Below are 21,715 nucleotides of genomic sequence, written 5' to 3'. Positions count from 1 at the left end.
GTGAGTAAGGACGAAAACCATGAGTGCCAGAGAACAGTTCCTCGCCGAAGCCGCCAAGCGCATCCTCATCACGGACGGCGCCTTCGGCACCGAAATCCAGCGCTGGAAGCTCAGCGAAGCGGACTATGCCGGCAACCTCGGCCTTACCCATGACCAGAAGGGCAACAACGACATCCTCGCGCTGACCAAGCCCGAGGTGCCGGAATCGATCCACCGCGCCTATTTCGAGGCCGGGGCCGACATTGCCGAGACCAACACTTTCTCGGCCAACCGCATCAGCCAGGCCGACTACGGCGCCGAGCACCTCGTGCGCGAGATCAACGTCGAATCGGCCAAGCTCGCCCGCCGCCTGGCCGACGAGTACCAGACCAGGGACGGCCGCCCGCGCTTCGTGGCCGGCGCGATCGGGCCGACGAACAAGACGCTCTCGCTCAGCCCCGACGTCAACGATCCCGGCTACCGCGAGATCGACTGGGACGAGCTGGTCGACGTCTACAAGGAACAGGCCGCGGCCCTCGTGGAAGGCGGCGCGGACTTCATCCTGATCGAGACCGTGTTCGACACGCTCAACGCCAAGGCCGGGATCATGGCCGTGCGCCACCTCGAAGCCGAACTGGGCCGCGAAGTGCCGATCATGATGTCCATGACGCTGACCGACCTGTCGGGCCGCAACCTTTCCGGCCATACGGTGGAAGCCTTCTGGCACGCGGTGCGCCATGCCCGTCCGGTGACGATCGGACTCAACTGCTCGTTCGGCGCCACCCAGCTTCGCCCGCATGTGAAGACGCTGTCCGAACTCGCCGACACGCTGATCATGATCTATCCCAACGCCGGCCTGCCCAACGAACTGGGCGCCTACGACGAAATGCCCGAGGCCACCGCGGGCTTCGTGGGCGAATGGGCCGTGGCGGGACAAGTCAACGTGCTGGGCGGCTGCTGCGGCTCCACGCCGGACCACATCGCCGCCATGGCGCGGACAGTGGCGGGCCTGCCCCCGCGCCACCTGCCCGCCCTGGCCCCGGTCACGCGCCTTGCCGGCCTTGAACCTTTCACCATGGTCGGCTAACGGGATGACCGAATTTCCGATCTGGCGCATTCGCCCGGCGGGCGCCGACGATGCCGATGCGCTGTCCCTCGTGGCCGCCGCGACGTTCCTCGAGAGCTTCGCCGGCCTCGTCGACGGCGCGGGCATCGTCGCCCACTGCCTCAAGCAGCATTCGGCCGAGAACTACCGCAAATACCTGGCCAATGGCGCGCGGGCCTGGCTGGCCGAAGTCGAACCGGGCCATGCCCCGGTCGGCTATGCCCTGCTCTGCCGGCCCGAACTGGAACTGGCGGGTGAAGGCGACCTCGAACTCAAGCGCATCTATCTGTTCTCGCGCTTCCAGGGTTCGATGATGGCCGGCACCATGATGCGGATCGTGCGCGAGGCTGCCGCGACCAGCCACTCCCGGCTGCTGCTGGGCGTGAAGAACGACAATCACCGCGCCCTCGCCTTCTACGCCAAGCACGGCTTCGAAACGATCGGCACCCGGACTTTCGACGTGGGCGGCAAGACCTACGACGATTTCGTGCTCGCGCTCAATTTAGCGAACTGATTCGCTGGCCAACTGATTCAACGAGAACCACACACCATGACCTCGATTCATTCCGGCGCCCGTTTCGTCAACATCGGCGAGCGCACCAACGTCACCGGCTCGGCGAAGTTCAAGAAGCTCATCATGGCCGGCGACTATCCCACCGCCGTCGACGTGGCCCGCCAGCAGGTGGACAACGGCGCGCAGGTGATCGACGTCAACATGGACGAAGGCCTGCTCGACGCGGTTGAGGCCATGACCACCTACCTCAAGCTGATCGCCGCCGAGCCGGATATCGCCCGCGTGCCGGTGATGATCGACAGTTCGAAGTGGGAAGTCATCGAGGCCGGGCTCAAGTGCGTGTCGGGCAAGCCGATCGTCAATTCGATCTCGATGAAGGAAGGGGTCGAACCGTTCCTGGCCCAGGCCCGCAAGTGCATGGATTATGGCGCCGCCGTCGTGGTCATGGCCTTCGACGAGACCGGCCAGGCCGACACCCGCGAACGCAAGATCGAGATCTGCTCGCGCGCGTATAAGCTGCTGACCGGCATCGGCTTCCCGCCCGAGGACATCATCTTCGACCCCAACGTCTTCGCGGTCGCCACCGGCATCGAGGAGCATGACCGCTACGGGCTGGACTTCATCGAGGCCGTGGTGGAAATCCGCAAGGCCTGCCCGCACGTCCACTTCTCGGGCGGGCTTTCCAACCTCTCGTTCTCGTTCCGCGGCAACGAGACGGTGCGCCGGGCGATGCACTCCGTATTCCTCTACCATGCGATCCCCGCCGGGCTCGACATGGCGATCGTCAACGCCGGCCAGCTCGACGTCTACGACCAGATCGACCCCGCCCTGCGCGAGGCTTGCGAAGACGTCATCATGATGCGCCGCCCCGGCGTGGGCGAGGATGGCAAGACCTCCACCGAACGGCTGATCGAACTGGCCGAGAGCTTCAAGGGCAAGGACGCCGTGGCCGAAAAGGCCGCCGAGGAATGGCGCGGCTGGGACGTGGTCAAGCGCATCGAACACGCGCTGGTACGCGGCATCGACGCTCATGTCGTCGAGGATACCGAGGAAGCCCGCGCCGCGATCGCGGCTCGCGGCGGCCGCCCGATCGAAGTGATCGAAGGCCCGCTGATGGGCGGCATGAACGTGGTCGGCGACCTGTTCGGCTCGGGCAAGATGTTCCTGCCGCAAGTCGTGAAGTCGGCCCGCGTCATGAAGAAGGCCGTGGCCCACCTCATCCCCTTCATCGAGGCGGAAAAGGACGCCAAGACCAAGGCGAAGGGCCGGATCATCATGGCCACCGTCAAGGGCGACGTCCATGACATCGGCAAGAACATCGTCGGCGTCGTGCTTCAGTGCAACGGCTACGAAGTGATCGACCTTGGCGTCATGGTGCCCTGGAGCAAGATCCTCGAGGCCGCCAACGAGCACGAGGCGGACATCATCGGCCTCTCGGGCCTCATCACCCCCTCGCTTGACGAGATGGTGACCGTGGCCGAGGAAATGCAGCGCGCCGGGATGACCATTCCGCTGCTGATCGGCGGCGCCACGACCTCCAAGGTCCACACCGCCCTGCGCATCGACCCGGCTTACGAAGGCCCCGTCGTCCATGTGCTCGACGCCAGCCGCGCGGTCGGCGTCGCCTCGCAGCTGCTGTCCGACACCCAGGCCACCGGCTTCATCGCCTCGACGGCGGACGAATACGAGAAAGTCCGCGTGGCCCGCGAAGGCAAGGGTCAAAGCGAACTGCTCTCCATCGCCGACGCCCGCGCCAACGGCTTCTCCGCCGACTTCGCGCAGAAGCCGGGTGCACCGGTGAAGCCCGGCCTCCATGTCTTCGAGGACTGGAGCCTCGACGAACTGGTCGACGTGTTCGACTGGACGCCGTTCTTCCGCGCCTGGGAACTGGCGGGCACTTATCCTTCCATTCTCGAGGACGACGTGGTGGGCGAAAGCGCCCGCAGCCTGTTTGCCGACGCGAAGGCGATGCTCGCGCAGATCGTCGAGGAAAAGTGGCTCACCGCCAAGGGCGTCTGCGCCTTCTGGCCCGCCGCGACCAAGGATGACGACGTGATCGTCGGCGCCGGCGGTATGGACCCGCAGGTCGTCTACGACGCCATCCAGCAGGGCGTCCATGAAGGCCCGGACTTCGTCCGCCTGCCGTTCCTGCGCCAGCAGTTCAAGAAGAGCCGCGGCCGCGCCAACTACTGCCTTTCCGACTTCGTCGATCCGGCGGGCGACTGGCTGGGCGGCTTCGCGGTGGGCATCCACGGCATCGAACCGCACCTCGAACGCTTCCAGGCCGCGCATGACGACTATTCGGACATCCTGCTCAAGGCGCTGGCCGACCGCTTCGCCGAGGCCTTCGCCGAACGCCTGCACCAGCATGTCCGCACGACGCTCTGGGGCTATGCCCCGGACGAGCAGTTCACCAACGAAGCCCTGATCCGCGAGGAATATCGCGGCATCCGCCCGGCGCCCGGCTATCCGGCCTGCCCGGACCATTCGCTGAAGCCGATGCTGTTCGACCTGCTGAAGGCGCAGGACAATGCAGGCATCACCCTGACCGAAAGCCAGGCCATGCTGCCCACCGCTGCCGTCTCGGGCTTCTACTTCGGCCACCCGGAAAGCCAGTATTTCGGCGTGGCCCGCATCGGCCGCGACCAGCTCGAAGACTATGCCGAACGCCGCGACGTGGACCTTGCCGTGGCTGAACGCTGGCTGCGCCCCAACCTCGACTGACAACAAGGTAGGGCATCGCCCGAATTACATGAGCGGGAGACCTTCTTTTCGTCGCCCGACGAAATGGGGGTCTCACGCTCCAGGAAATGAGGCGTGAGGGCGGCCGGCAACACACTCATTCGATTGCAATCCGGAAAACTCCCGGAAAAACCCGGCGGTCCCGATTGTCCATTCCGACCGGGCGAGGCATCCATCCCCCCGATAAGAAACATGGGAATGGGGACCCGATGGGGACGACCGAAATCTATCTGATCGCGTTGACGATCATCCTCGGCGCGCCGTACCTGGTATGGCGGCTGCTCCGCACGGAACATTGGGCGCCGCTGGTCGTCGTCCAGATCATCGGCGGCATCCTGCTCGGCCCCGGCGTGCTCGGCCATGCCGCGCCCGCATTCCATGCCTTCGTCTTCAATCCGCAAGTCATGACCGCGCTTAACGGCGTGGCATGGTGGGCGGTGATGATGTTCGTCTTCGTCGCCGGAGTGGAACTCGATCTTTCCGACGCCTGGAAGCACCGCGGCGAGACCACGCTCACCGCCGCCTGCGCCTTGCTGACGCCGCTGCTGTTCGGATCGATCGCCGCGGCCCTGCTGCTGCGCACGCCCGGATGGATCGGGCCGAAGGGCACTTATCCGCAGGCCGTGCTCGGCGTGGGCATGGCCTGTGCGGTCACGGCGCTGCCGATCCTGGTGCTGCTGATGGAAAAGCTGGGCGTGTTCCGCGAACCGCTCGGCCAGCGGCTGCTGCGCTATGCCAGCCTGGACGATATCGCCATCTGGGGCGTGCTCGCCCTGATCCTCGTCGATTGGGAGCGCGTGGGACGGCAGGGCCTGTTCCTTCTCGCTTTCGCCGCGGCCTCGTTCCTGGTCCGCGCCCTGTTCAAGCGCCTGGGCGAACAGGACCGGTGGTTCGTATCGCTGATCTGGCTGGCGCTGGTCAGTTTCGCCGCAGACTGGTCCGGCCTGCACTTCATGGTCGGCGCCTTCCTCGCCGGTGTCGTGCTCGACGCCCGCTGGTTCAGCCGCGAGAAGCTGGACCTGTTCCGCGAATTCCTGCTGCTCACGGTCATGCCGGTATTCTTCCTCAGCACGGGGCTTCGCACCGACTGGGGCATGGGCGGCCTGCTGGTCATGGGCGCGGCGCTGCTGTTCCTGCTGGCCTCGGTGGCAGGCAAGCTGGCCGGCGTACACCTGGCCGGCCGCCTGCTGGGATGGAAGAAGGGCGATGCCACGGTGATCGGCTGGATGCTCCAGACCAAGGCCCTGATCATGATCATCTTCGTCAACGTGCTGCTCGACAAGCGGATCATCACGCCCGAGACCTTCACCGCCCTGCTGCTGATGGCGGTCATGAGCACCATGCTGACCGTGCCCATCGTCAAGCCCCGCCTTGCCCGGATGGGGCAGGACGGGGCCGTTTGACCGGAAGCCGATTTCACCCCGGGCCGTTGACGACCTGGCCCACGCCTTCCCGGCCGGACAGTTTCTCCGCCGCCTGCCAGAACGCCTCGACGAAAGCCGCGTCCTCGACCAGGGGATTGGGCTTTCGGCGCGCCCGTTCGAACCAGTAATCGCCGCTCGATTCGCCCGGTTCTGCCGCCGTCGCCAGCCAGATCACCGTATCGGCGCCCTGCGCCGGCGACAGCTTGGGCGCGTCGCCATAGGCGGCCTGGACGCTTTCCGGCGTGTGGGAGAAGAAGTTGCTGCCCACCGTGCCGGGATGGACCGAGTGCGCGACGATCCCATCCTTCGCCAGCCGGGGCGCCAAAGCCCGCGCGTGCAGCACATTGGCAAGCTTGCCGCTGCAATAGGCCGCGCCGGGGCTCCAGTTGTCCAGGTTCTGGAGGTCTTCCAGATTGATCGCGGGAATCATCTCGCTGCCGTCCGAGGCGGTGTTGACGATCCGGACGCTGCCGGCCCCTGCCCCGCCGCTCCTGGCCGCTGCCTGGCGCAGCAGCGGCAGCAGTCTTGCGGTCAAGGCAAAAGGCCCCAGGAAATTCGCCGCGTAGTTCGCCTCGAAACCCTCGGCCGTGATGGCCTGTTCGCGCGCCATTCCGCCCGCATTGTTAACCAGCACGTCCACGCGGTCGACCTTTCTGGCGATCTCGTCCGCCAGACGGTCCACGTCGGCCAGCAACGAGAGATCGGCGCGGAGCATCTCCGCTTCGCCGCCGCCTGCGCCGATCTCGGCCGCAAGCGCCGCCGCGGCTTCGGCGCAGCGCCCGGCATCGCGGCCCACGCCGATCACGCGAAAGCCCTGCCGCGCCAGAGCCTTTGCCGTCTCCAGGCCGATGCCCGAACTGGCGCCCGTCACCACCGCCACGCGCCCTGATTCTGCTCCAGACCCCATGCTTCACGCTCCTCTCGCTTCTCGTTGCCGCCATTTCGACTACTCGCGCGGCCAAACCGCAAGCGATTGGGCCGGAAACGGAGGAAATCATCGGTTCGGCGGTTTTCAGACCTGCCATCGCTCTGCCATAAGCGCCCCGTGCCAGACGCTGACCCTCTTGCCGATCTCCTGCCTGACGCGCACGAAGCGCTCCATGCCACATTCGGCTTCAACGCCTTTCGCGGCGTGCAGGAACAGGTGGTCACGCGCGCGCTTTCGGGCCGCTCCACCCTGGCGGTGATGCCGACCGGCGCGGGCAAATCGCTGACCTATCAGCTGCCCGCGGTGATGCTGGAGGGCACTTGCGTGGTGGTTTCGCCGCTGATCGCGCTGATGCACGACCAGTTGCGCTCGGCCACTGCCAACGGCATCCGCGCCGCCACGCTGACCAGCGCCGATGCCGATCGCGGCCTCACCATGGACCGCTTCCGCGCGGGTGAGTTGGACCTGCTCTACATCGCCCCCGAACGCGCGAGCCAGCCCCATTTCCGTGAGCTGCTCGAACAGTCGCGCGTCGCTCTCTTCGCCATCGACGAAGCACACTGCGTTTCCGAATGGGGCCACGATTTCCGGCCGGACTACCGCCTGCTGCGGCCCCTGCTGGACGCTTTCCCGCAAGTGCCGCGCCTCGCCCTGACGGCCACGGCAGACCATCATACCCGCACCGACATTCTCGCCCAGCTCGGCATTGCCGAAGAAGGGCTGATCGTCGCCGGGTTCGACCGTCCGAACATCCGCTACACGATCCGCCCGCGCGACAATGCGATGCGGCAGCTGAAAGCGGTGATGGAGGAGAACCCGGGCCCGGGCATCGTCTACGCCCCCACCCGCGCCCGCGTGGAGCAACTGGCCGAGACTCTGGCCTCCGCCACCGGGCGGCGCGTACTGCCCTATCACGCCGGGCTCGATCCCGAAGTGCGCGCCCGCAACCAGGCCGCCTTCGTGGCCTCGGAAGACATGGTCATGGTGGCCACGGTCGCCTTCGGCATGGGCATCGACAAGCCGGACGTGCGCTTCGTCGCCCATGCCGGCATTCCGAAGTCGATCGAGGCCTATTACCAGGAAACCGGCCGCGCCGGGCGCGATGGCGACCCTTCGGTGGCGATGATGTTCTGGGGAGCCGACGATTTCGCCCGCGCCCGCCAGCGCCTCTCCGAGATCGAACCGCACCGGCTGCAAAGCGAACGCCAGCGCCTCGATGCCCTCGCGGGTCTGGTCGAAACCGCCGAATGCCGCCGCGCGGTCCTGCTCCGCCACTTCGGCGAGACGCCCGCGCCTTCCTGCGGAAACTGCGACAATTGCCTGGAGCCGGCAGGCGTGATCGACGTGACGGAAGTGGCGCGCAAGCTGCTTTCGGCCGTCTATCGCACCGGCCAGAGCTATGGGCTGGGCCATCTCGAAAAGGTCCTGACCGGCGCCAGCGACGACCGCGTGCTGCAGCGCGGGCACGACCAGCTTTCGGTCTTCGGCATTCTCACCGAGGAAGAGCAGCCGCTGCTCAAGCCGCTGGCCCGCGCACTCCAGGCCCGCGGCAGCCTCTTGCCGACCGAGCACGGCGGCCTCTCGCTGGGCGGAGACGCGCGCGAAATCCTCAAGGGTGAGGCTTCGGTGCAGATCGTCGTCCCACCCAAGCGCGAGAAGAAGCGCCGCGGTGGACGCGGCGCGGCGGACGGCGGCGCCAACCCGGTCGGTGATCCCCTGTTCGATGCCCTGCGCGCCTTGCGCCGCGATCTCGCCCAGGAAGCGGGCGTGCCGCCCTATGTCGTGTTCCATGACGCCACCTTGCGCGAAATGGCCGCCGCGCGCCCATCGTCGCTGGCACAGCTCGGAGAGATCGGCGGCGTCGGCGCCCGCAAGCTGGAAGCCTATGGCGAGGCCTTCCTCGAAGTCCTGCGGCAGTTCTGAACCTTCCCGTTCCGCGCCGAACCAGTTCGATCGCGCCTCCGGTCGCCATTTGCCGCCCAAAGCGCTAAAGGGCCCACATGATCCGCATATTGATCGATGCCGACGCCTGCCCGGTGAAGGACGAGACCTACAAGGTCGCAGCCCGGCACAAGGTGCCAGTGGTCGTCGTCAGCAACAGCCCCATCCGCGTTCCGCAAGGCCCGCTGGTCTCGCGCAAGCTGGTGAGCGACGCGTTCGACGCCGCTGACGACTGGATCGTCGAGAACACCGGCCCGGGCGCGGTCGTGATCACCGCCGACATCCTGCTGGCCGACCGCTGCCTCAAGCTCGGCGCCGAAGTGGTCGCGCCCAACGGCAAGCCTTTCACCACGTCCTCGATCGGCAGCGCCATCGCCACGCGGGCGATCATGGCCGACCTCAGGGCAGGTGGCGACGTGGTGGGAGGCCCGCCGCCCTTCAGCAAGACCGACCGATCGCGCTTCCTCTCCAGTCTGGATGAGACGCTGGTGCGATTGCAGCGCCGCCAGTTCTAGGCCGCGCGGGCTCATGACGGACCACCGGGAGACGGCTACCCGCCCCGGGTCCGCGCTTCGCGGCGGCCGGTACGCGGGCTGGAAAACGATCGCCTAGCCGAGCCGGTAGGGCGTGGGATCGCCGCGTTCACGGATCAGCATCTGCCGTGCTTCCTTGCGCAGGCGCAGGCAGACTTCTTCACGGGCCTCTTCGCCCAGCCTTTCGGGAAATCCGCGAAGCGCCGCCTCGTATCCGTGTTCGACGAGCGCATCCAGCACCGCCGCTTCATCGGTTTCGAAAGCCCGCGCCATCAACTTGAGAGTGCGTACGGTTTCGCGAAATTCGAAATCGGTAAGGCGGCCGGATTCGAACTCTTCCTTGCGTAGCAGCGCCCGCCGCAGATCCCACACCATGATCGGCCTCCCCAAGAAACCGCGAACCGGTCCAAGGTCGTGATCGCATGAATAGCGCCATCGAGGTTTGAGGTGAAATGGTTCGGTGCCAGGCGGCAAGCCGCAGGAATAACCCGGTGGTTCAGAGGCTCCCGGCGTGGCGAGAGACCTTTTCGGGCAAATCCGGACCGCCCGCCAAGATTGCGCCGCTTATGCGGTCACGGCCTAGTCCTCGCGGCCGTCGAAGGAAACCGGCACGGCCAGGCGGAATGGCAGGTCGGGGGAGGCGATGCGCGATTCCGTGCCGTTGTCGTGGATCAGGACGGCCCGTCCGACGCCCGGCGTCGCCACAACGGCGACGACACTGTCCACCCAAGCGTGCAGCAGCGCCTTGGCGCGTGCGAGTTCGGAGGCTTCGCGGGTCGTGGTGCCGGATGCTTCGAGTTCGGCTTCCAGCTCGGCAATGCGCGAGGTGGCTTCCGCGATACGATCGCCGTGAGCGCCGTCACCCGAGGAGCTGCCGCCCAAGGAGTTGCCGCCCAAAGAACTGCCGGCGCCGCCGCCGGTTTCTTCGCTGGCCTGTTCGCTCATGCTCTGGTCTCCCGCGCCCGGATAGTTCTTGTCGCCTGACGACTAGGTGGCCACCGGGACCAAGAGAGGCAAGGCCCCGGCAATCGCTCTCGCGGTAACCGGGGCCCTGGAACGTCTTTCCGCGATCGACGCGGATTCCTCAGGTCAGAGAGGATTGTCGAGCTTGATGATCTCTTCCTCACTGGCACGCTGGGTCGTCTTGAGCTGGCGCGGGCCGGCAAAGCTGTCGAGCACCGGCTTGTCGCGGGCATAGAGATCGTCGAACGGCTTGAGCTGGCCGTCGATCGAGCGGGCATACGTGAAATAGGTGAGGTAGACCGGGAACGTCCGCGTCATCTCGACCTTGGTATAGTCGCCCGAGCGGGAGATCTCGGCGGCTTCGGCGGCGGTCTTCTTGGCGCCGAGGATCGCCATGGTCATGCCCAGTTCCACGGCGCGCTCGGTGCGGATGCAGCCGTGGCTGAAGGCGCGCACGTCCGAGTTGAAATACTGCTTCGACGGGGTGTCGTGCAGGTAGATCGCGTGGGGGTTGGGCATGTCGATCTTCATCAGGCCGAGCGAGTTGTTGGCGCCCGGCTGCTGGACCACGGTGATCGTGCCGTCGCCGTTCTTGGTGGCCTTGTAGCCTGCCGAACGCGCCCAGCCGGGGTTGTTCAGCACTTTGGCGCCCAGGCCTTCGCCCTTCACGATCGACTGCGGCACGGTCCAGGTGGGGTTGAAGACCACTGCGCTCACCGTCTCGGCCAACTGCGGCGTGGCCGTGCGGCCGGGCTTGCCGACCACGGTCTTGTAGCTGCGGATGATCTTGTTCTTGACCACCAGGCGGAGCTGGAATTCCGGAATGTTGGTCATCAGGTAAACGTCGCCGAGGTCGCGGGCGAGCCAGCGCCAGCGGTCCATGTTGGCCTGGATCAGCGCGCGGCGCGCCTTGTTGGCCATGGGCGTGGCGTTGAGATCGGCCTTGAGCGCGGCATAGTCGGGGTTGGTCGGCGCGAGCTTGTCCACCACGCCGGCCACGTCATGCTCGGAAAGCGACTGCGCCATGATCTGCGCGGTGGGCATCACGTCCTGGTCGGGGTCTACCGCAAACCACTGCACGCGGGCCTTCATCGGGGTGCGGCCGTCGCGCAGATCCTCGATCAGCCAGCCGAACACGCGGCTTGCCAGCGCGTCAAGCTCGTCGCCTTCGCCCTTGGCGATCGCGGCGCGCAAGGCCGAGGGCTGGTAGTCGGCCGGCACGAGACCTTCCTTGCCGATATATTCGACCGTGGCGAGCAGGGCCTTGGCGTCCGCCATGGACCAGGCCATGACCGGCTCGGCCACGACGACGTCCTGCACCACCGGCTGCGAAACCGTGGGGATCGCGGTGGGAACCACGGCAGGCTGGACCACCGGCTGCACCGCTGCCGGGCGCGTGGCCGTCTTGGCGGCGGGCTTCGCAGTCGCCGTGGGTTTGGGCGTTGGTGTGGGCGTGGGGGTCGCCTGCGTGGTCGGCAGAATAGAGGTGGGCGCCGAGACGGTCTTCTTCTTCGCCGCATCGGTCTTGGAGGACGCGGTCCTGGTATCCGTCTTTCCGTCCGACTTCTGGGCCAGAGCCGGCTGCGCTGCAAGACCCGTCGCCGCCATGACCGCCAGCACGCTGCAACCGAACCTCATGAAACTCGCCATTGTGATCTGAACCTGCCCTTGGTGATGCTGGAATGATATCGAGGGAAACGCAGCCAAGGATAACTGGCTGCAGACCTTGCCGCTTTGCCCCCATATAGTGCCTTCTTCAAGGATTTCGCCTGTCCCTGCGATGAATTGCTTGCATTGGCGCTTGCGCGGGGCCGCGCGGGAGACGAGAGCCGGGGCCTGATGAGCGCTCCTGCCGCCCCTGATATAGAGTCTTCGCCCGGCTCGCCGCTCGGCCTGCACCCCGCCGGTCGCCCCTCGGCGCTGCCGGTGCTGGCCGTCATTGCCGGGATCGCCACGTTCAGCGCCATGGACGCGATGATAAAGGGCGCCGGGCTCGCGGTGGGCGTCTATACGGCGCTGCTGCTGCGCAATCTCTTCGGCACGGTCCTGACGTTCCCGCTCTGGCTCTCGGCGGGGCGACCGCTGCCTTCCCGCGCGGTGCTGAAGGTCCATGCCCTGCGCGCGGCGATCACTTCGGCCATGGCCGCACTCTTTTTCTATGGCCTGGTACGAATTCCTATGGCCGAGGGAATCGCCATTTCCTTCGTGTCCCCGATCATTGCGCTCTATTTCGCAGCGCTTTTCCTGGGCGAGACGATCCGGCCGCGCGCCGTCGTCGCTTCGCTGCTGGGCATTCTGGGCGTGCTGGTGATCACTGCCGGCCGGCTCGGATCGGGCGCCTATTCTGACGAAGCGATAGCGGGCACGGCGGCGATCCTCCTCTCGGCCGTGTTCTACGCCATGAACCTGGTGCTCCAGCGCAAGCAGGCGCTTCTGGCCAGGCCGGTAGAGATCGCGCAGTTCCAGAACCTGCTGGTAACGTTGATTTTCCTGGTGTTTTCCCCCTGGCTTGCGGTCATGCCCGATCCCCGCAGCCTGCTGCTGATCCTGGCCGGCGCCGTGCTGGCGACATGCGCGCTGCTGTTCCTGTCCTGGGGCTATGCCCGCGCCGAGACGCAAGTGCTGCTGCCGATCGAGTATACCGGCTTTTTCTGGGCCGCCCTGCTTGGCTGGCTGATGTTCGGAGAGCGCCTTGATCTCGCAACTGTTGCCGGCACGATACTGATCGTTATCGGCTGCTGGACAGGTGCACGCAACGCAAGAGTCGAGTCCCAGGTACCACGCAAGCCCCCCTTGACCTGAGGGCCGCGAGCGCGCATCGGCGGGGCCGAAGAATCCGCTTGTCGCGATGCAGCACGGCGATCATTTTCGGAACCTGGGCTAGTGGGTTGCGAAATAGCCGCTCTTCTCGTGGCACGCTCCATACAGAAGGGGATAATACCCAAATGACCCAGGTCGGACAGGACACGCTCGGCACCCGCAGCACCATGACAGTCGGCGGCAAGCAGATCGCCTACTACTCCCTCAAGAAAGCCGCCGAAAAGATCGGCGACGTTTCGCGCCTTCCCTTCTCGATGAAGGTCCTTCTCGAGAACCTCCTGCGCTTCGAAGACGGCGGCTTCACCGTTGCCACCAAGGACATCCAGGCGATTGCCGACTGGCAGAAGAACCCTGCCACGGGCGAGGAAATCCAGTACCGCCCGGCCCGCGTTCTGCTTCAGGACTTCACCGGCGTGCCCTGCGTGGTCGACCTGGCCGCGATGCGCGACGCCATCGCCACGCTCGGCGGCGACACCAGCAAGATCAACCCGCTGGTCCCCGTGAACCTGGTGATCGACCACTCGGTCATGGTCGACGAATTCGGCCACCCCAAGGCGTTCGAAGAGAACGTGGAAATCGAATACCAGCGCAACATGGAGCGCTACGACTTCCTCAAGTGGGGCTCGAAGTCGCTCGACAACTTCTATGCCGTTCCCCCGGGCACCGGCATCTGCCACCAGGTCAACCTGGAGAACATCGCCAAGACCGTGTGGTCCAGCGAAGACCAGAACGGTGAACTGGTCGCCTATCCCGACACCTGCGTCGGCACCGACAGCCACACCACCATGGTCAACGGCCTGGGCGTGCTGGGCTGGGGCGTCGGCGGCATCGAGGCGGAAGCCGCGATGCTCGGCCAGCCGGTCTCGATGCTCATCCCCGAAGTCGTCGGCTTCAAGCTGACCGGCGAACTGAAGGAAGGCGTGACCGCCACCGACCTCGTGCTGACCTGCACCGCCATGCTACGCAAGCACGGCGTGGTTGGCCGCTTCGTCGAATACTTCGGCCCGGGCCTCGCCTCGCTGTCGCTGGCCGACCGCGCGACGCTCGCCAACATGGCCCCGGAATACGGCGCCACTTGCGGCTTCTTCGGCATCGACGACAAGACGATCGACTACCTGCGCCTCACCGGCCGCGAGGAAGAGCAGATCGCCCTCGTCGAAGCCTATGCCAAGGAGCAGGGCTTCTGGATCGACCCGGCCGCCGCCGACCCGATCTTCTCCTCGACCCTCGAACTCGACATGTCGACCGTCGTGCCTTCGCTCGCCGGCCCGAAGCGTCCGCAGGACTGGGTCGCGCTTCCCGACGTCGACGACGTGTTCAACAAGGACATGGCCGAGACCTACAAGAAGACCGCCGCCCGCGTTCCCGTGGAAGGCAAGGACTTCGACATCGGTGACGGCGACGTCATGATCGCCGCCATCACCAGCTGCACCAACACCTCGAACCCGGGCGTGCTGGTTGCCGCCGGTCTCGTCGCCAAGAAGGCCGACGAGCTGGGCCTGAAGCCCAAGCCCTGGGTCAAGACCTCGCTCGCTCCCGGATCGCAGGTCGTCACCGACTACCTCGAAAAGGCCGGTCTCCAGTCGCACCTCGACAACATCGGCTTCAACCTCGTCGGTTACGGCTGCACCACCTGCATCGGCAACTCGGGCCCGCTCGCAGAGCCGATCTCGAAGGCGATCAACGAGAACGGCCTGGTCGCCAGCGCCGTGATCTCGGGCAACCGCAACTTCGAAGGCCGCGTCAGCCCCGACGTGCGCGCCAACTTCCTGGCCTCGCCGCCGCTGGTCGTCGCCTACGCTCTGAAGGGCACCGTGGTGGAAGACTTCACCACCACCCCGATCGGCGTCAGCAAGGACGGCACGGACGTGTTCCTCAAGGACATCTGGCCGACCAACCTCGAAGTCAGCACCACGATGAACGCCTGCGTCGATCGCGGCATGTTCCAGGCCCGCTATGCAGACGTCTACAAGGGCGACAAGCACTGGCAGGCGATCAACGTCGTCGGTTCGGACACCTACTCGTGGCGCGCCGGTTCGACGTATGTCGCCAACCCGCCCTACTTCGAGGGCATGGAAATGACCCCGGCGCCGGTGAACGACATCATCGAGGCCAAGCCCCTGCTGATCCTCGGCGATTCGATCACCACCGACCACATCTCGCCGGCCGGCTCGATCAAGGCCGACAGCCCGGCGGGCCAGTGGCTGATGGAGCACCAGGTCGCCAAGGCGGACTTCAACTCCTACGGTTCGCGCCGTGGCCACCACGAAGTCATGATGCGCGGCACTTTCGCCAACATCCGCATCCGCAACGAAATGGTCCCCGGCATCGAAGGCGGCATGAGCCGCTTCGGTGAAGAGGTTCTGCCGGTCTACGACGTCGCGCAGAAGTACAAGGAGCAGGGCACGCCGATGGTGGTCGTGGCCGGCAAGGAGTACGGCACCGGTTCGTCGCGCGACTGGGCGGCCAAGGGCACCAACCTGCTGGGCGTCCGCGCCGTGATCGTCGAGAGCTTCGAGCGTATCCACCGCTCGAACCTGGTCGGCATGGGCGTGCTTCCGCTTCAGTTCAAGGACGGCGACAGCCGCCAGTCGCTTGGCCTGACCGGCGACGACGCCTTCACGATCAAGGGCGTCGCCAGCCTCAAGCCGCGCCAGGACGTGGAAGTGGAAGTGACCCGTCCGGACGGCTCGACCTTCACCTTCACCGCGCTGTGCCGCATCGATACCGCCAACGAAGTGGAATACTTCAACAACGGCGGCATCCTGCAGTACGTGCTGCGCAAGCTGGCCGCCTAAAAAGCAGCCAGCCGCAAGGCTGAGAAAAACCCCGTCCCGCGTTCGCGCGGGGCGGGGTTTTCTTTTGGGAGAAGATGTCCGGCCTCTCCGCCAGGCCGCAGAGAGCATTTCCGGCGCGCGAAGCGGCTTGCTTCCACACGCCCGCCCCGCACACGAAAAAGGGGTGAGCGCCCCCCGACGCTCACCCCCGTCTCCAGCTGGCCGCGTATCGCAGCGCGCTGGCTGGCTGCCCTCAGCCGGACTTCTTGCGCACCAGACGCTGGCGGCCGACTACCGCTGCCGCAGCCGCGCCGAACAGGATCAGCATGGGCGGGGCGGGAACGTCGGTCGGCGGCGTGGTCGGCGGCGGATTGTCGCCGCCCGAGGATGTCGAGGTAGAGCTGGAGGTCGAGGACGACGTCGAACTGGAGCTGCTCGACGACGAGGACGTGGAGCTGGACGAGCTTGTGCTGGTCGAGACGTTGCCCGAGCTGGAAGAGCTGGTGCTCGTCGAGACGTCACCCGAGCTGGACGATGTCGTCGTGGAGGTGATTCCCCCCGACGTCGTAGAGGTGATGCCCCCGGTCGTCGTGGTCAGTCCGCCGGTGGTGGTCGTGGTCGTCAGGCCGCCGGTCGAGCTGGAGGACGAGGTGGAACCGCCCGTCGTGGTGGTGGTCAGGCCGCCGGTGGACGAAGAGCCCGAAGTGGAGCCGCCGCTGGAAGTGGACGAAATGATGACGTTGCCGCCGCCCGATCCGCCGCCGCCGAAGAAACCACCGAAGAAGCCGCCTCCGAAACCGCCGAAGCCGCCGCCACCGCCGCCGACCACCACCGGGGCACCGCCGCTGCCACCCGCATAGGACGGCGCCGGGGCGGGCGGGATATAGGGCGGGGGAAGCGGGACGGAGACCATCTGCGGCACGTCGGGCCGCGGGATGATGCGGCGCGCGCGCTTCACTTCGCGCGGCGGATCCTTGCGGACGATCCGCTTGGCCGGATGGCGCGGCTTCGCCGTCTTGGCCATCTTGACCTTGCGGTACTCGACCGACTTGCGCTGCGTCTCGGCCACATGGACCGCGCCACCGCCGATGATAGCGCAGCCTGCCGCACAGGCAGACAGTTTAGCGAGGGCCATACGAACCGACATGATCGTCTCTCTCTTCGTTCTGTTCGGCCCTGCCCGTTCGGGAATATGCCCAAAGGGGAACACGGGAGCCGACTTGCCCTGAACAAACGCAGAGAGCGGTTAACGGAACAATGGCATTTACCGAGATTCGACAGCGCCGAGGCAGAAAATGCGTTAGTTTTCGGAGGTAACGCGCAAGCTGTACCGAACCGGGACTATCCGAAGGCCCATCTGTAAACGCCCCCGACAGTTTGTTGCGCGGAACGCGTGCGCGTTCAGTCCCCGTCCGAATCGAACAGTGCCCCCTGCGGCCCCTGTCCGCTGCCGCCATTCGGCGGCGTCATGCCCAGGTGCGTCCAGCCCCGGTCGTTGAGGCAACGGCCCCTTGCCGTGCGGGCGATGAGGCCCAGCTGGATGAGGTAGGGCTCGATCACTTCCTCGATCGTGTCGCGCGGTTCGGACAGGCCCGCCGCCAGCGTTTCGACGCCCACCGGGCCGCCTTTGTAGATGCCGGCGATCATCTGCAGGTAACGGCGATCCTGCGCGTCGAGACCGATGGAATCCACTTCCAGCCGGGTCAGGGCATCGTCGGCGATTTCGTGCGTGATGACGTCGGAGCCGGCGACATGGGCAAAGTCTCGCACACGGCGCATCAGGCGCCCGGCGACACGCGGCGTGCCGCGCGAGCGGCGCGCGATCTCGGTCGCCCCGCCCTTGTCCATGCCGATGCCCAGCAGGTTGGCGCCGCGCGTGACGACTTTCTCCAGCTCCTCCACGGAGTAGAACTGCAGGCGCACCGGAATGCCGAAGCGATCGCGCAGCGGGGTCTGGAGCAGGCCCTGCCGCGTCGTGGCACCCACCAGCGTGAAGGGCGGCAGGTCGATCCGCACCGAGCGCGCCGAAGGCCCCTCGCCGATGATGAGGTCCAGCGCGCGATCTTCCATCGCCGGGTAGAGCACTTCCTCGACCACGGGATTGAGGCGGTGGATCTCGTCGATGAACAGCACGTCGCCATGCTCGAGATTGGTCAGCAGCGCCGCCAGGTCGCCCGCCTTGGCGATCACCGGGCCGCTGGTGGCGCGGAACCCCACGCCCAGTTCCCGCGCAATAATCTGCGCCAGGGTCGTCTTGCCGAGGCCGGGAGGCCCGAAGAACAAGGTATGATCCATCGCCTCGCGCCGCGACTTGGCGCTCTCGATAAAGACGCGAAGGTTGTCCTTCGCCGCCGCCTGCCCGACGAATTCCGCCAGAGTCTTGGGCCGCAGGGCCGCATCTGCGTCCTCGGGCTGGCGGGTTGGGGTAAGGATAGGGTTATCGGTCATGGGTTGGGCATCTGACGAGGAATGGAACCTGAAACGGGTGCAGGGTGACGAAGTTCTCTACGGAGCCGCGCCTGGCGGATTGCAGCCATCACCCCGCCGCCTTCTTCAGCGCCACGCGAACGAGGTCGTTGAGCCCCGCATCCTCGCCCAGTTCCTCCACGGCCTTGCCGACCGCCATGCTGGCCACCGCGGGCTTGAAGCCGAGGTTCTGGAGCGCGGAAACGGCATCCGCGCTGGAAAAACCGGCAGGTGCGGCGGCCGAGGCCAGACCGGGCGTGCCCGGTGCGGTGGGCATGCCGCCCGCCTTGTCCTTGAGTTCGTTGACGATGCGGCTGGCCAGCTTCGGCCCGACGCCGTTGGCGCGCGCGACCATGGCGGAATCGCCGCCGGCGCAGGCGCGCTGCAGTTCCTCGGTCGTCAGGGCCGAGAGGATCGCCAGCGCCACTTTCGAACCGACGCCCTGCACGGCCGTCAACAGGCGGAACCAGTTGCGCTCCGCACCGCTGGTGAAGCCGATGAGGCGCTGGTCGGTCTCGGAAACCTGCATCTCGGTATGGACGACGACCTTGTCCCCCCGGATGCCGAGATGGTCGAGCGTACGCGCCGAACAATGGACAAGATAACCGACGCCGTTCACGTCGATGATCGCCCAGTCGGGGCCGGTGTCGTCTAGCAGACCTGTAAGCTTGGCGATCATGGTTTGTTCCTATGGCAGGAACGATCGCGCGACGCCAGCCCCGCCGGGCGCCTTCAGGTGTTTGCCTGTTGATCTTCGGAAACCTGGTCCCACGGGCGGTAATAGAGCGCTGCGCAGGCCTGCGCCATCACGCCGCCGGTCACCGACAGGTCGTCCTTCCAGGCGTCGGTCACGAAATCGAGTGTCGAAAGGTGGCGATCCTCGAAATACATGGCATGCACGTCCGCCCGGCCGGCACCGTAGACGATCCGGCCGACCCCCGCCCAGATCGCCGCCATCGTGCACATTCCGCAAGGTTGCAGCGTGGAATAGAGCGTCGCCCCCTCCACGCGCATCGCGCCCACGGCCCGGCCGGCAAGGCGAAAGGCTTCGATCTCGGCATGGGCGGTGGCGTCGCAGCGCTCGGCCGTGCGGTTGACCCCGGCCGCGATCAGCTTTCCATCGCGCACGACGAGTGCGGCAATCGGGGTGTCGGCGGGATCGGTGCCCTTTTCGGCCACGGCGATGCGGATCGCCTCGGCCATCCAGCGGGCATCGGCCCGGTCTTCATCGCTGCCTCGTTCTTCGCCGTGCGGTTCCATGACGCGCACAACGCGCCGACCTAACGGTGGCTCCCGAGCATGTTGGCATGCGTGATGGCCACGGCCAGGGCGTCGGAGGCGTCCTCGCCCGCCAGCTTCACGCCGGGCAGCAGCACTTTCAGCATGTGCTGGATCTGCTTCTTGTCGGCGCCGCCGGTGCCGACGAGCGCCTTCTTGATGACCTTGGTGGAGTATTCGGCCACCGGCAAACCGGCCCGCGCGATCGACAGCATGGCGACGCCGCGCGCCTGCCCCAGCTTCAGCGTCGACTGCGGGTTCACGTTGACGAAGACCTCCTCCACCGCGCCCGCATCGGGCCGGTGGAGGAGAATCACGTCGGTGAGCGCGGCATCGAGCTCGACCAGCCGCTCGGCCATGCCGGCCTTCGCGTCGGTGCGGATCTGCCCGTTGGCAACGTGGCTGAGGCGGCTGCCGCTCTTGGCGACCACGCCCCAGCCCGTGCAGGTAAGCCCCGGATCGAGGCCGATGATGATCACGGCTGGGCTTAGCCCAGCTTTTCCATGACTTCGTCGGAGATGTCGTAATTGCCCCAGACGGTCTGGACGTCGTCGTCTTCTTCGAGCGTGTCGACCAGCTTCATCAGCGTGCCGGCAGTGTCAGCATCGACGTCGACAGTGAGGTTGGGCTTCCACGCCAGCTTCACGCCCTCGGCTTCGCCCAGGACCTTTTCCAGCTCGCGGGCGACTTCGTGAAGCGAATCGACCGAGACCCAGATCTGGTGGCTGCCGGGATTCTCGTCGCCATCGCCCATATCGCTTTCGACATCGTCGGCGCCGGCTTCGATGGCGGCTTCGAGGACCTTGTCCTCGTCACCCACGCTGCCGGGGTATTCGATCAGGCCGAGGCGTTCGAAACCGTGCGAAACCGCGCCCGAAGCACCAAGGTTGCCGCCGTTCTTGGAGAAGGCGGTGCGCACGTTGGTGGCAGTGCGGTTGCGGTTGTCGGTCAGCGCCTCGACGATGAGGGCCACGCCGCCGGGGCCGTAGCCCTCGTAGCGCACTTCCTCGTAGTTCTCGGCATCGCCCTTGCTCGCCTTGTCGATCGCGCGCTGGATGTTGTCCTTGGGCATCGACTGCGCCTTGGCCGCGTTGACGGCGGCGCGCAGGCGCGGGTTCATGTCCGGATCAGGCATGCCCATCTTGGCCGCGACGGTGATTTCGCGGGAGAGCTTGCTGAACTGCGCCGAGCGCTTTTTGTCCTGCGCGCCCTTGCGGTGCATGATGTTCTTGAATTTGGAATGGCCTGCCATGGGTCCGCTCTTGCTTCGCTCGTCTGCCTGCCTGCGGACTGATCCGCGAGGCCCGGAGAATGAGGTCCGGTGAATGTTGTGTGCCAATTGACGCAGGGCGCGCCTTACAACAGGCCGGCACCCGAGGGCAACCGCCCGCTCCGCACGCCGATCATGCGCCGCATCGCACAACGAATTGGCAAGGATGACGGGGCTATCAGGAACGGACATGGCTACCCGAACCCACCCGCCCGCCCGTTCCGCGCCGCCCTTCGCACCCTTGGGCATGCTGCGCGAACTGCCGTCTTTCCTGCGGCGGCCCGCCGTGCTGACGCCGATCGGCCTGCGCAGGCGCGAAGGCTGGGCGGCGCTCGGCGTGCTGGAAACGGTTCACATCGCCGGGCTTTTCCTGGTGGTGCTGCCGCTCATCGGGATCTGGCAGCAGGCCATGCACCTTTCCCCGCCCGATGCTTTCGACAAGCTGCCGGGAGGCTGGCTGCTCCCCTTCACGATCCTGATTGCCCCGATTGCTGAAGAGGCGCTTTTCCGCGGCTGGCAGACGGGGCGCCCCCGCGCGCTCTGGCTATTGGCCTGCACCGTGGTGCTGGCGATCCTGGTGGTCTGCGCGAAAGGCATGGCGCCGATGGTGCTGGCAGGCGCGCTGGCGGCGCTGGCCCTCGCGGCGCTGGGCGGCTGGATCGCCTTGCGCAAGCGGCGCGCGCCCATGGCCGGATTCCTTGCGGCCTATCCGGCGGTATTCTGGATCGTGGCGCTGGTCTTCGCAGGCGTGCACCTGACGAACTACCCTGCCGTCTCGGTGCTGACGCTGCCGCTGGTGCTGCCGCAATTGTGGGCGGCGCTGCTGCTGGGCTTCACCCGCCAGCGCGTGGGCCTGCACGCCGCCATGCTCCAGCACGCCGGCGCCAATGCGGCGACCATGCTGCTGGTGCATTTCGGGACGTGACGCGCGTTTCTGCCCGGCCGCAAGGGCGGGGCGAGACGCCGGAGTCTTCG

19 protein-coding genes are annotated in these 21,715 nt (G+C 66.4%); 9 read left to right on the top strand and 10 right to left on the bottom strand.

From position 1 onward, the window contains the following. The first annotated feature begins 19 nt into the window (after positions 1-19). The 4 genes from EDF58_RS09320 (at position 20) to EDF58_RS09305 (ending at position 5,743) form a co-directional block, all read left to right on the top strand. Complete coding sequence (locus tag EDF58_RS09320; RefSeq protein ID WP_132264745.1) at positions 20-1,066, top strand: homocysteine S-methyltransferase family protein; 1,047 nt, start codon at positions 20-22, stop codon at positions 1,064-1,066. A 4-nt stretch (positions 1,067-1,070) separates the two neighbouring features. Then, positions 1,071-1,598 (top strand): GNAT family N-acetyltransferase, encoded by a 528-nt coding sequence (locus tag EDF58_RS09315; protein WP_132264743.1) that lies wholly within the window; start codon positions 1,071-1,073, stop codon positions 1,596-1,598. A gap of 36 nt (positions 1,599-1,634) precedes the next feature. Continuing rightward, a complete protein-coding gene (gene metH, locus EDF58_RS09310) occupies positions 1,635-4,322 on the top strand; it encodes a methionine synthase (RefSeq protein WP_132264742.1) in 2,688 nt (895 codons plus the stop codon). A gap of 227 nt (positions 4,323-4,549) precedes the next feature. After that, the gene (locus tag EDF58_RS09305; protein ID WP_132264740.1) at positions 4,550-5,743 is read left to right on the top strand and encodes a cation:proton antiporter; all 1,194 of its coding nucleotides are present in this window, start codon (positions 4,550-4,552) and stop codon (positions 5,741-5,743) included. 13 nt (positions 5,744-5,756) lie between these two features. On the opposite strand, the gene EDF58_RS09300 is transcribed toward EDF58_RS09305, so the two are convergent. Beyond that, positions 5,757-6,671 (bottom strand): SDR family NAD(P)-dependent oxidoreductase, encoded by a 915-nt coding sequence (locus EDF58_RS09300; protein ID WP_132264738.1) that lies wholly within the window; start codon positions 6,669-6,671, stop codon positions 5,757-5,759. Positions 6,672-6,839: 168 nt separating this feature from the next. On the opposite strand from EDF58_RS09300, the gene recQ reads away from it, so the two are divergent. Next, positions 6,840-8,615, top strand: coding sequence for a DNA helicase RecQ (gene recQ / locus EDF58_RS09295; protein WP_132265313.1), 1,776 nt, complete (start codon positions 6,840-6,842; stop codon positions 8,613-8,615). 77 nt (positions 8,616-8,692) lie between these two features. Next, the gene (locus EDF58_RS09290; RefSeq protein ID WP_132264736.1) at positions 8,693-9,148 is read left to right on the top strand and encodes a YaiI/YqxD family protein; all 456 of its coding nucleotides are present in this window, start codon (positions 8,693-8,695) and stop codon (positions 9,146-9,148) included. Between the two features lie 93 nt (positions 9,149-9,241). Here EDF58_RS09290 and EDF58_RS09285 read toward each other — a convergent pair whose 3' ends face one another. From EDF58_RS09285 to EDF58_RS09275, 3 genes are all read right to left on the bottom strand, one after another. After that, positions 9,242-9,541, bottom strand: a complete 300-nt coding sequence (locus EDF58_RS09285; protein ID WP_132264734.1) for a hypothetical protein — start codon at positions 9,539-9,541, stop codon at positions 9,242-9,244. Positions 9,542-9,745: 204 nt separating this feature from the next. Beyond that, the gene (locus tag EDF58_RS09280; protein WP_243654149.1) at positions 9,746-10,111 is read right to left on the bottom strand and encodes a hypothetical protein; all 366 of its coding nucleotides are present in this window, start codon (positions 10,109-10,111) and stop codon (positions 9,746-9,748) included. Between the two features lie 144 nt (positions 10,112-10,255). Beyond that, entirely contained in the window at positions 10,256-11,767 is a 1,512-nt protein-coding gene (locus EDF58_RS09275) for a L,D-transpeptidase family protein (protein ID WP_243654148.1), read from the bottom strand. A 201-nt stretch (positions 11,768-11,968) separates the two neighbouring features. On the opposite strand from EDF58_RS09275, the gene EDF58_RS09270 reads away from it, so the two are divergent. Both EDF58_RS09270 and acnA read left to right on the top strand, forming a co-directional pair. After that, complete coding sequence (locus tag EDF58_RS09270; RefSeq protein WP_132264730.1) at positions 11,969-12,931, top strand: DMT family transporter; 963 nt, start codon at positions 11,969-11,971, stop codon at positions 12,929-12,931. 143 nt (positions 12,932-13,074) lie between these two features. Next, positions 13,075-15,747 carry an aconitate hydratase AcnA gene (gene acnA, locus EDF58_RS09265; RefSeq protein ID WP_132264729.1) on the top strand — a complete coding sequence of 891 codons (2,673 nt, stop codon included), beginning with the start codon at positions 13,075-13,077 and terminating at the stop codon, positions 15,745-15,747. Between the two features lie 232 nt (positions 15,748-15,979). Here the strand turns inward: acnA and EDF58_RS09260 are convergent, their stop codons facing one another. The 6 genes from EDF58_RS09260 to EDF58_RS09235 form a co-directional block, all read right to left on the bottom strand. Next, complete coding sequence (locus EDF58_RS09260; RefSeq protein WP_132264727.1) at positions 15,980-16,873, bottom strand: PEP-CTERM sorting domain-containing protein; 894 nt, start codon at positions 16,871-16,873, stop codon at positions 15,980-15,982. A gap of 254 nt (positions 16,874-17,127) precedes the next feature. Then, the gene (gene ruvB, locus EDF58_RS09255) at positions 17,128-18,174 is read right to left on the bottom strand and encodes a Holliday junction branch migration DNA helicase RuvB (RefSeq protein WP_132264725.1); all 1,047 of its coding nucleotides are present in this window, start codon (positions 18,172-18,174) and stop codon (positions 17,128-17,130) included. An 88-nt stretch (positions 18,175-18,262) separates the two neighbouring features. Beyond that, positions 18,263-18,871, bottom strand: coding sequence for a Holliday junction branch migration protein RuvA (gene ruvA / locus EDF58_RS09250; RefSeq protein WP_132264723.1), 609 nt, complete (start codon positions 18,869-18,871; stop codon positions 18,263-18,265). Between the two features lie 53 nt (positions 18,872-18,924). Then, positions 18,925-19,452 carry a nucleoside deaminase gene (locus EDF58_RS09245; protein WP_347812884.1) on the bottom strand — a complete coding sequence of 176 codons (528 nt, stop codon included), beginning with the start codon at positions 19,450-19,452 and terminating at the stop codon, positions 18,925-18,927. Between the two features lie 20 nt (positions 19,453-19,472). After that, entirely contained in the window at positions 19,473-19,949 is a 477-nt protein-coding gene (ruvC, locus tag EDF58_RS09240; protein WP_132264722.1) for a crossover junction endodeoxyribonuclease RuvC, read from the bottom strand. An 8-nt stretch (positions 19,950-19,957) separates the two neighbouring features. Next, positions 19,958-20,722 (bottom strand): YebC/PmpR family DNA-binding transcriptional regulator, encoded by a 765-nt coding sequence (locus EDF58_RS09235; protein ID WP_132264720.1) that lies wholly within the window; start codon positions 20,720-20,722, stop codon positions 19,958-19,960. A 208-nt stretch (positions 20,723-20,930) separates the two neighbouring features. On the opposite strand from EDF58_RS09235, the gene EDF58_RS09230 reads away from it, so the two are divergent. Next, on the top strand, positions 20,931-21,665 hold the full coding sequence (locus EDF58_RS09230; protein ID WP_132264719.1) for a CPBP family glutamic-type intramembrane protease: 735 nt from the start codon (positions 20,931-20,933) through the stop codon (positions 21,663-21,665). Positions 21,666-21,715: the final 50 nt, after the last annotated feature.

Source organism: Novosphingobium sp. PhB57, assembly GCF_004342985.1.
Taxonomy (GTDB): Bacteria; Pseudomonadota; Alphaproteobacteria; order Sphingomonadales; family Sphingomonadaceae; genus Novosphingobium.
Note: the sequence above shows the minus strand (reverse complement) of the source record. Positions and strands in the feature narration are given on the sequence as shown.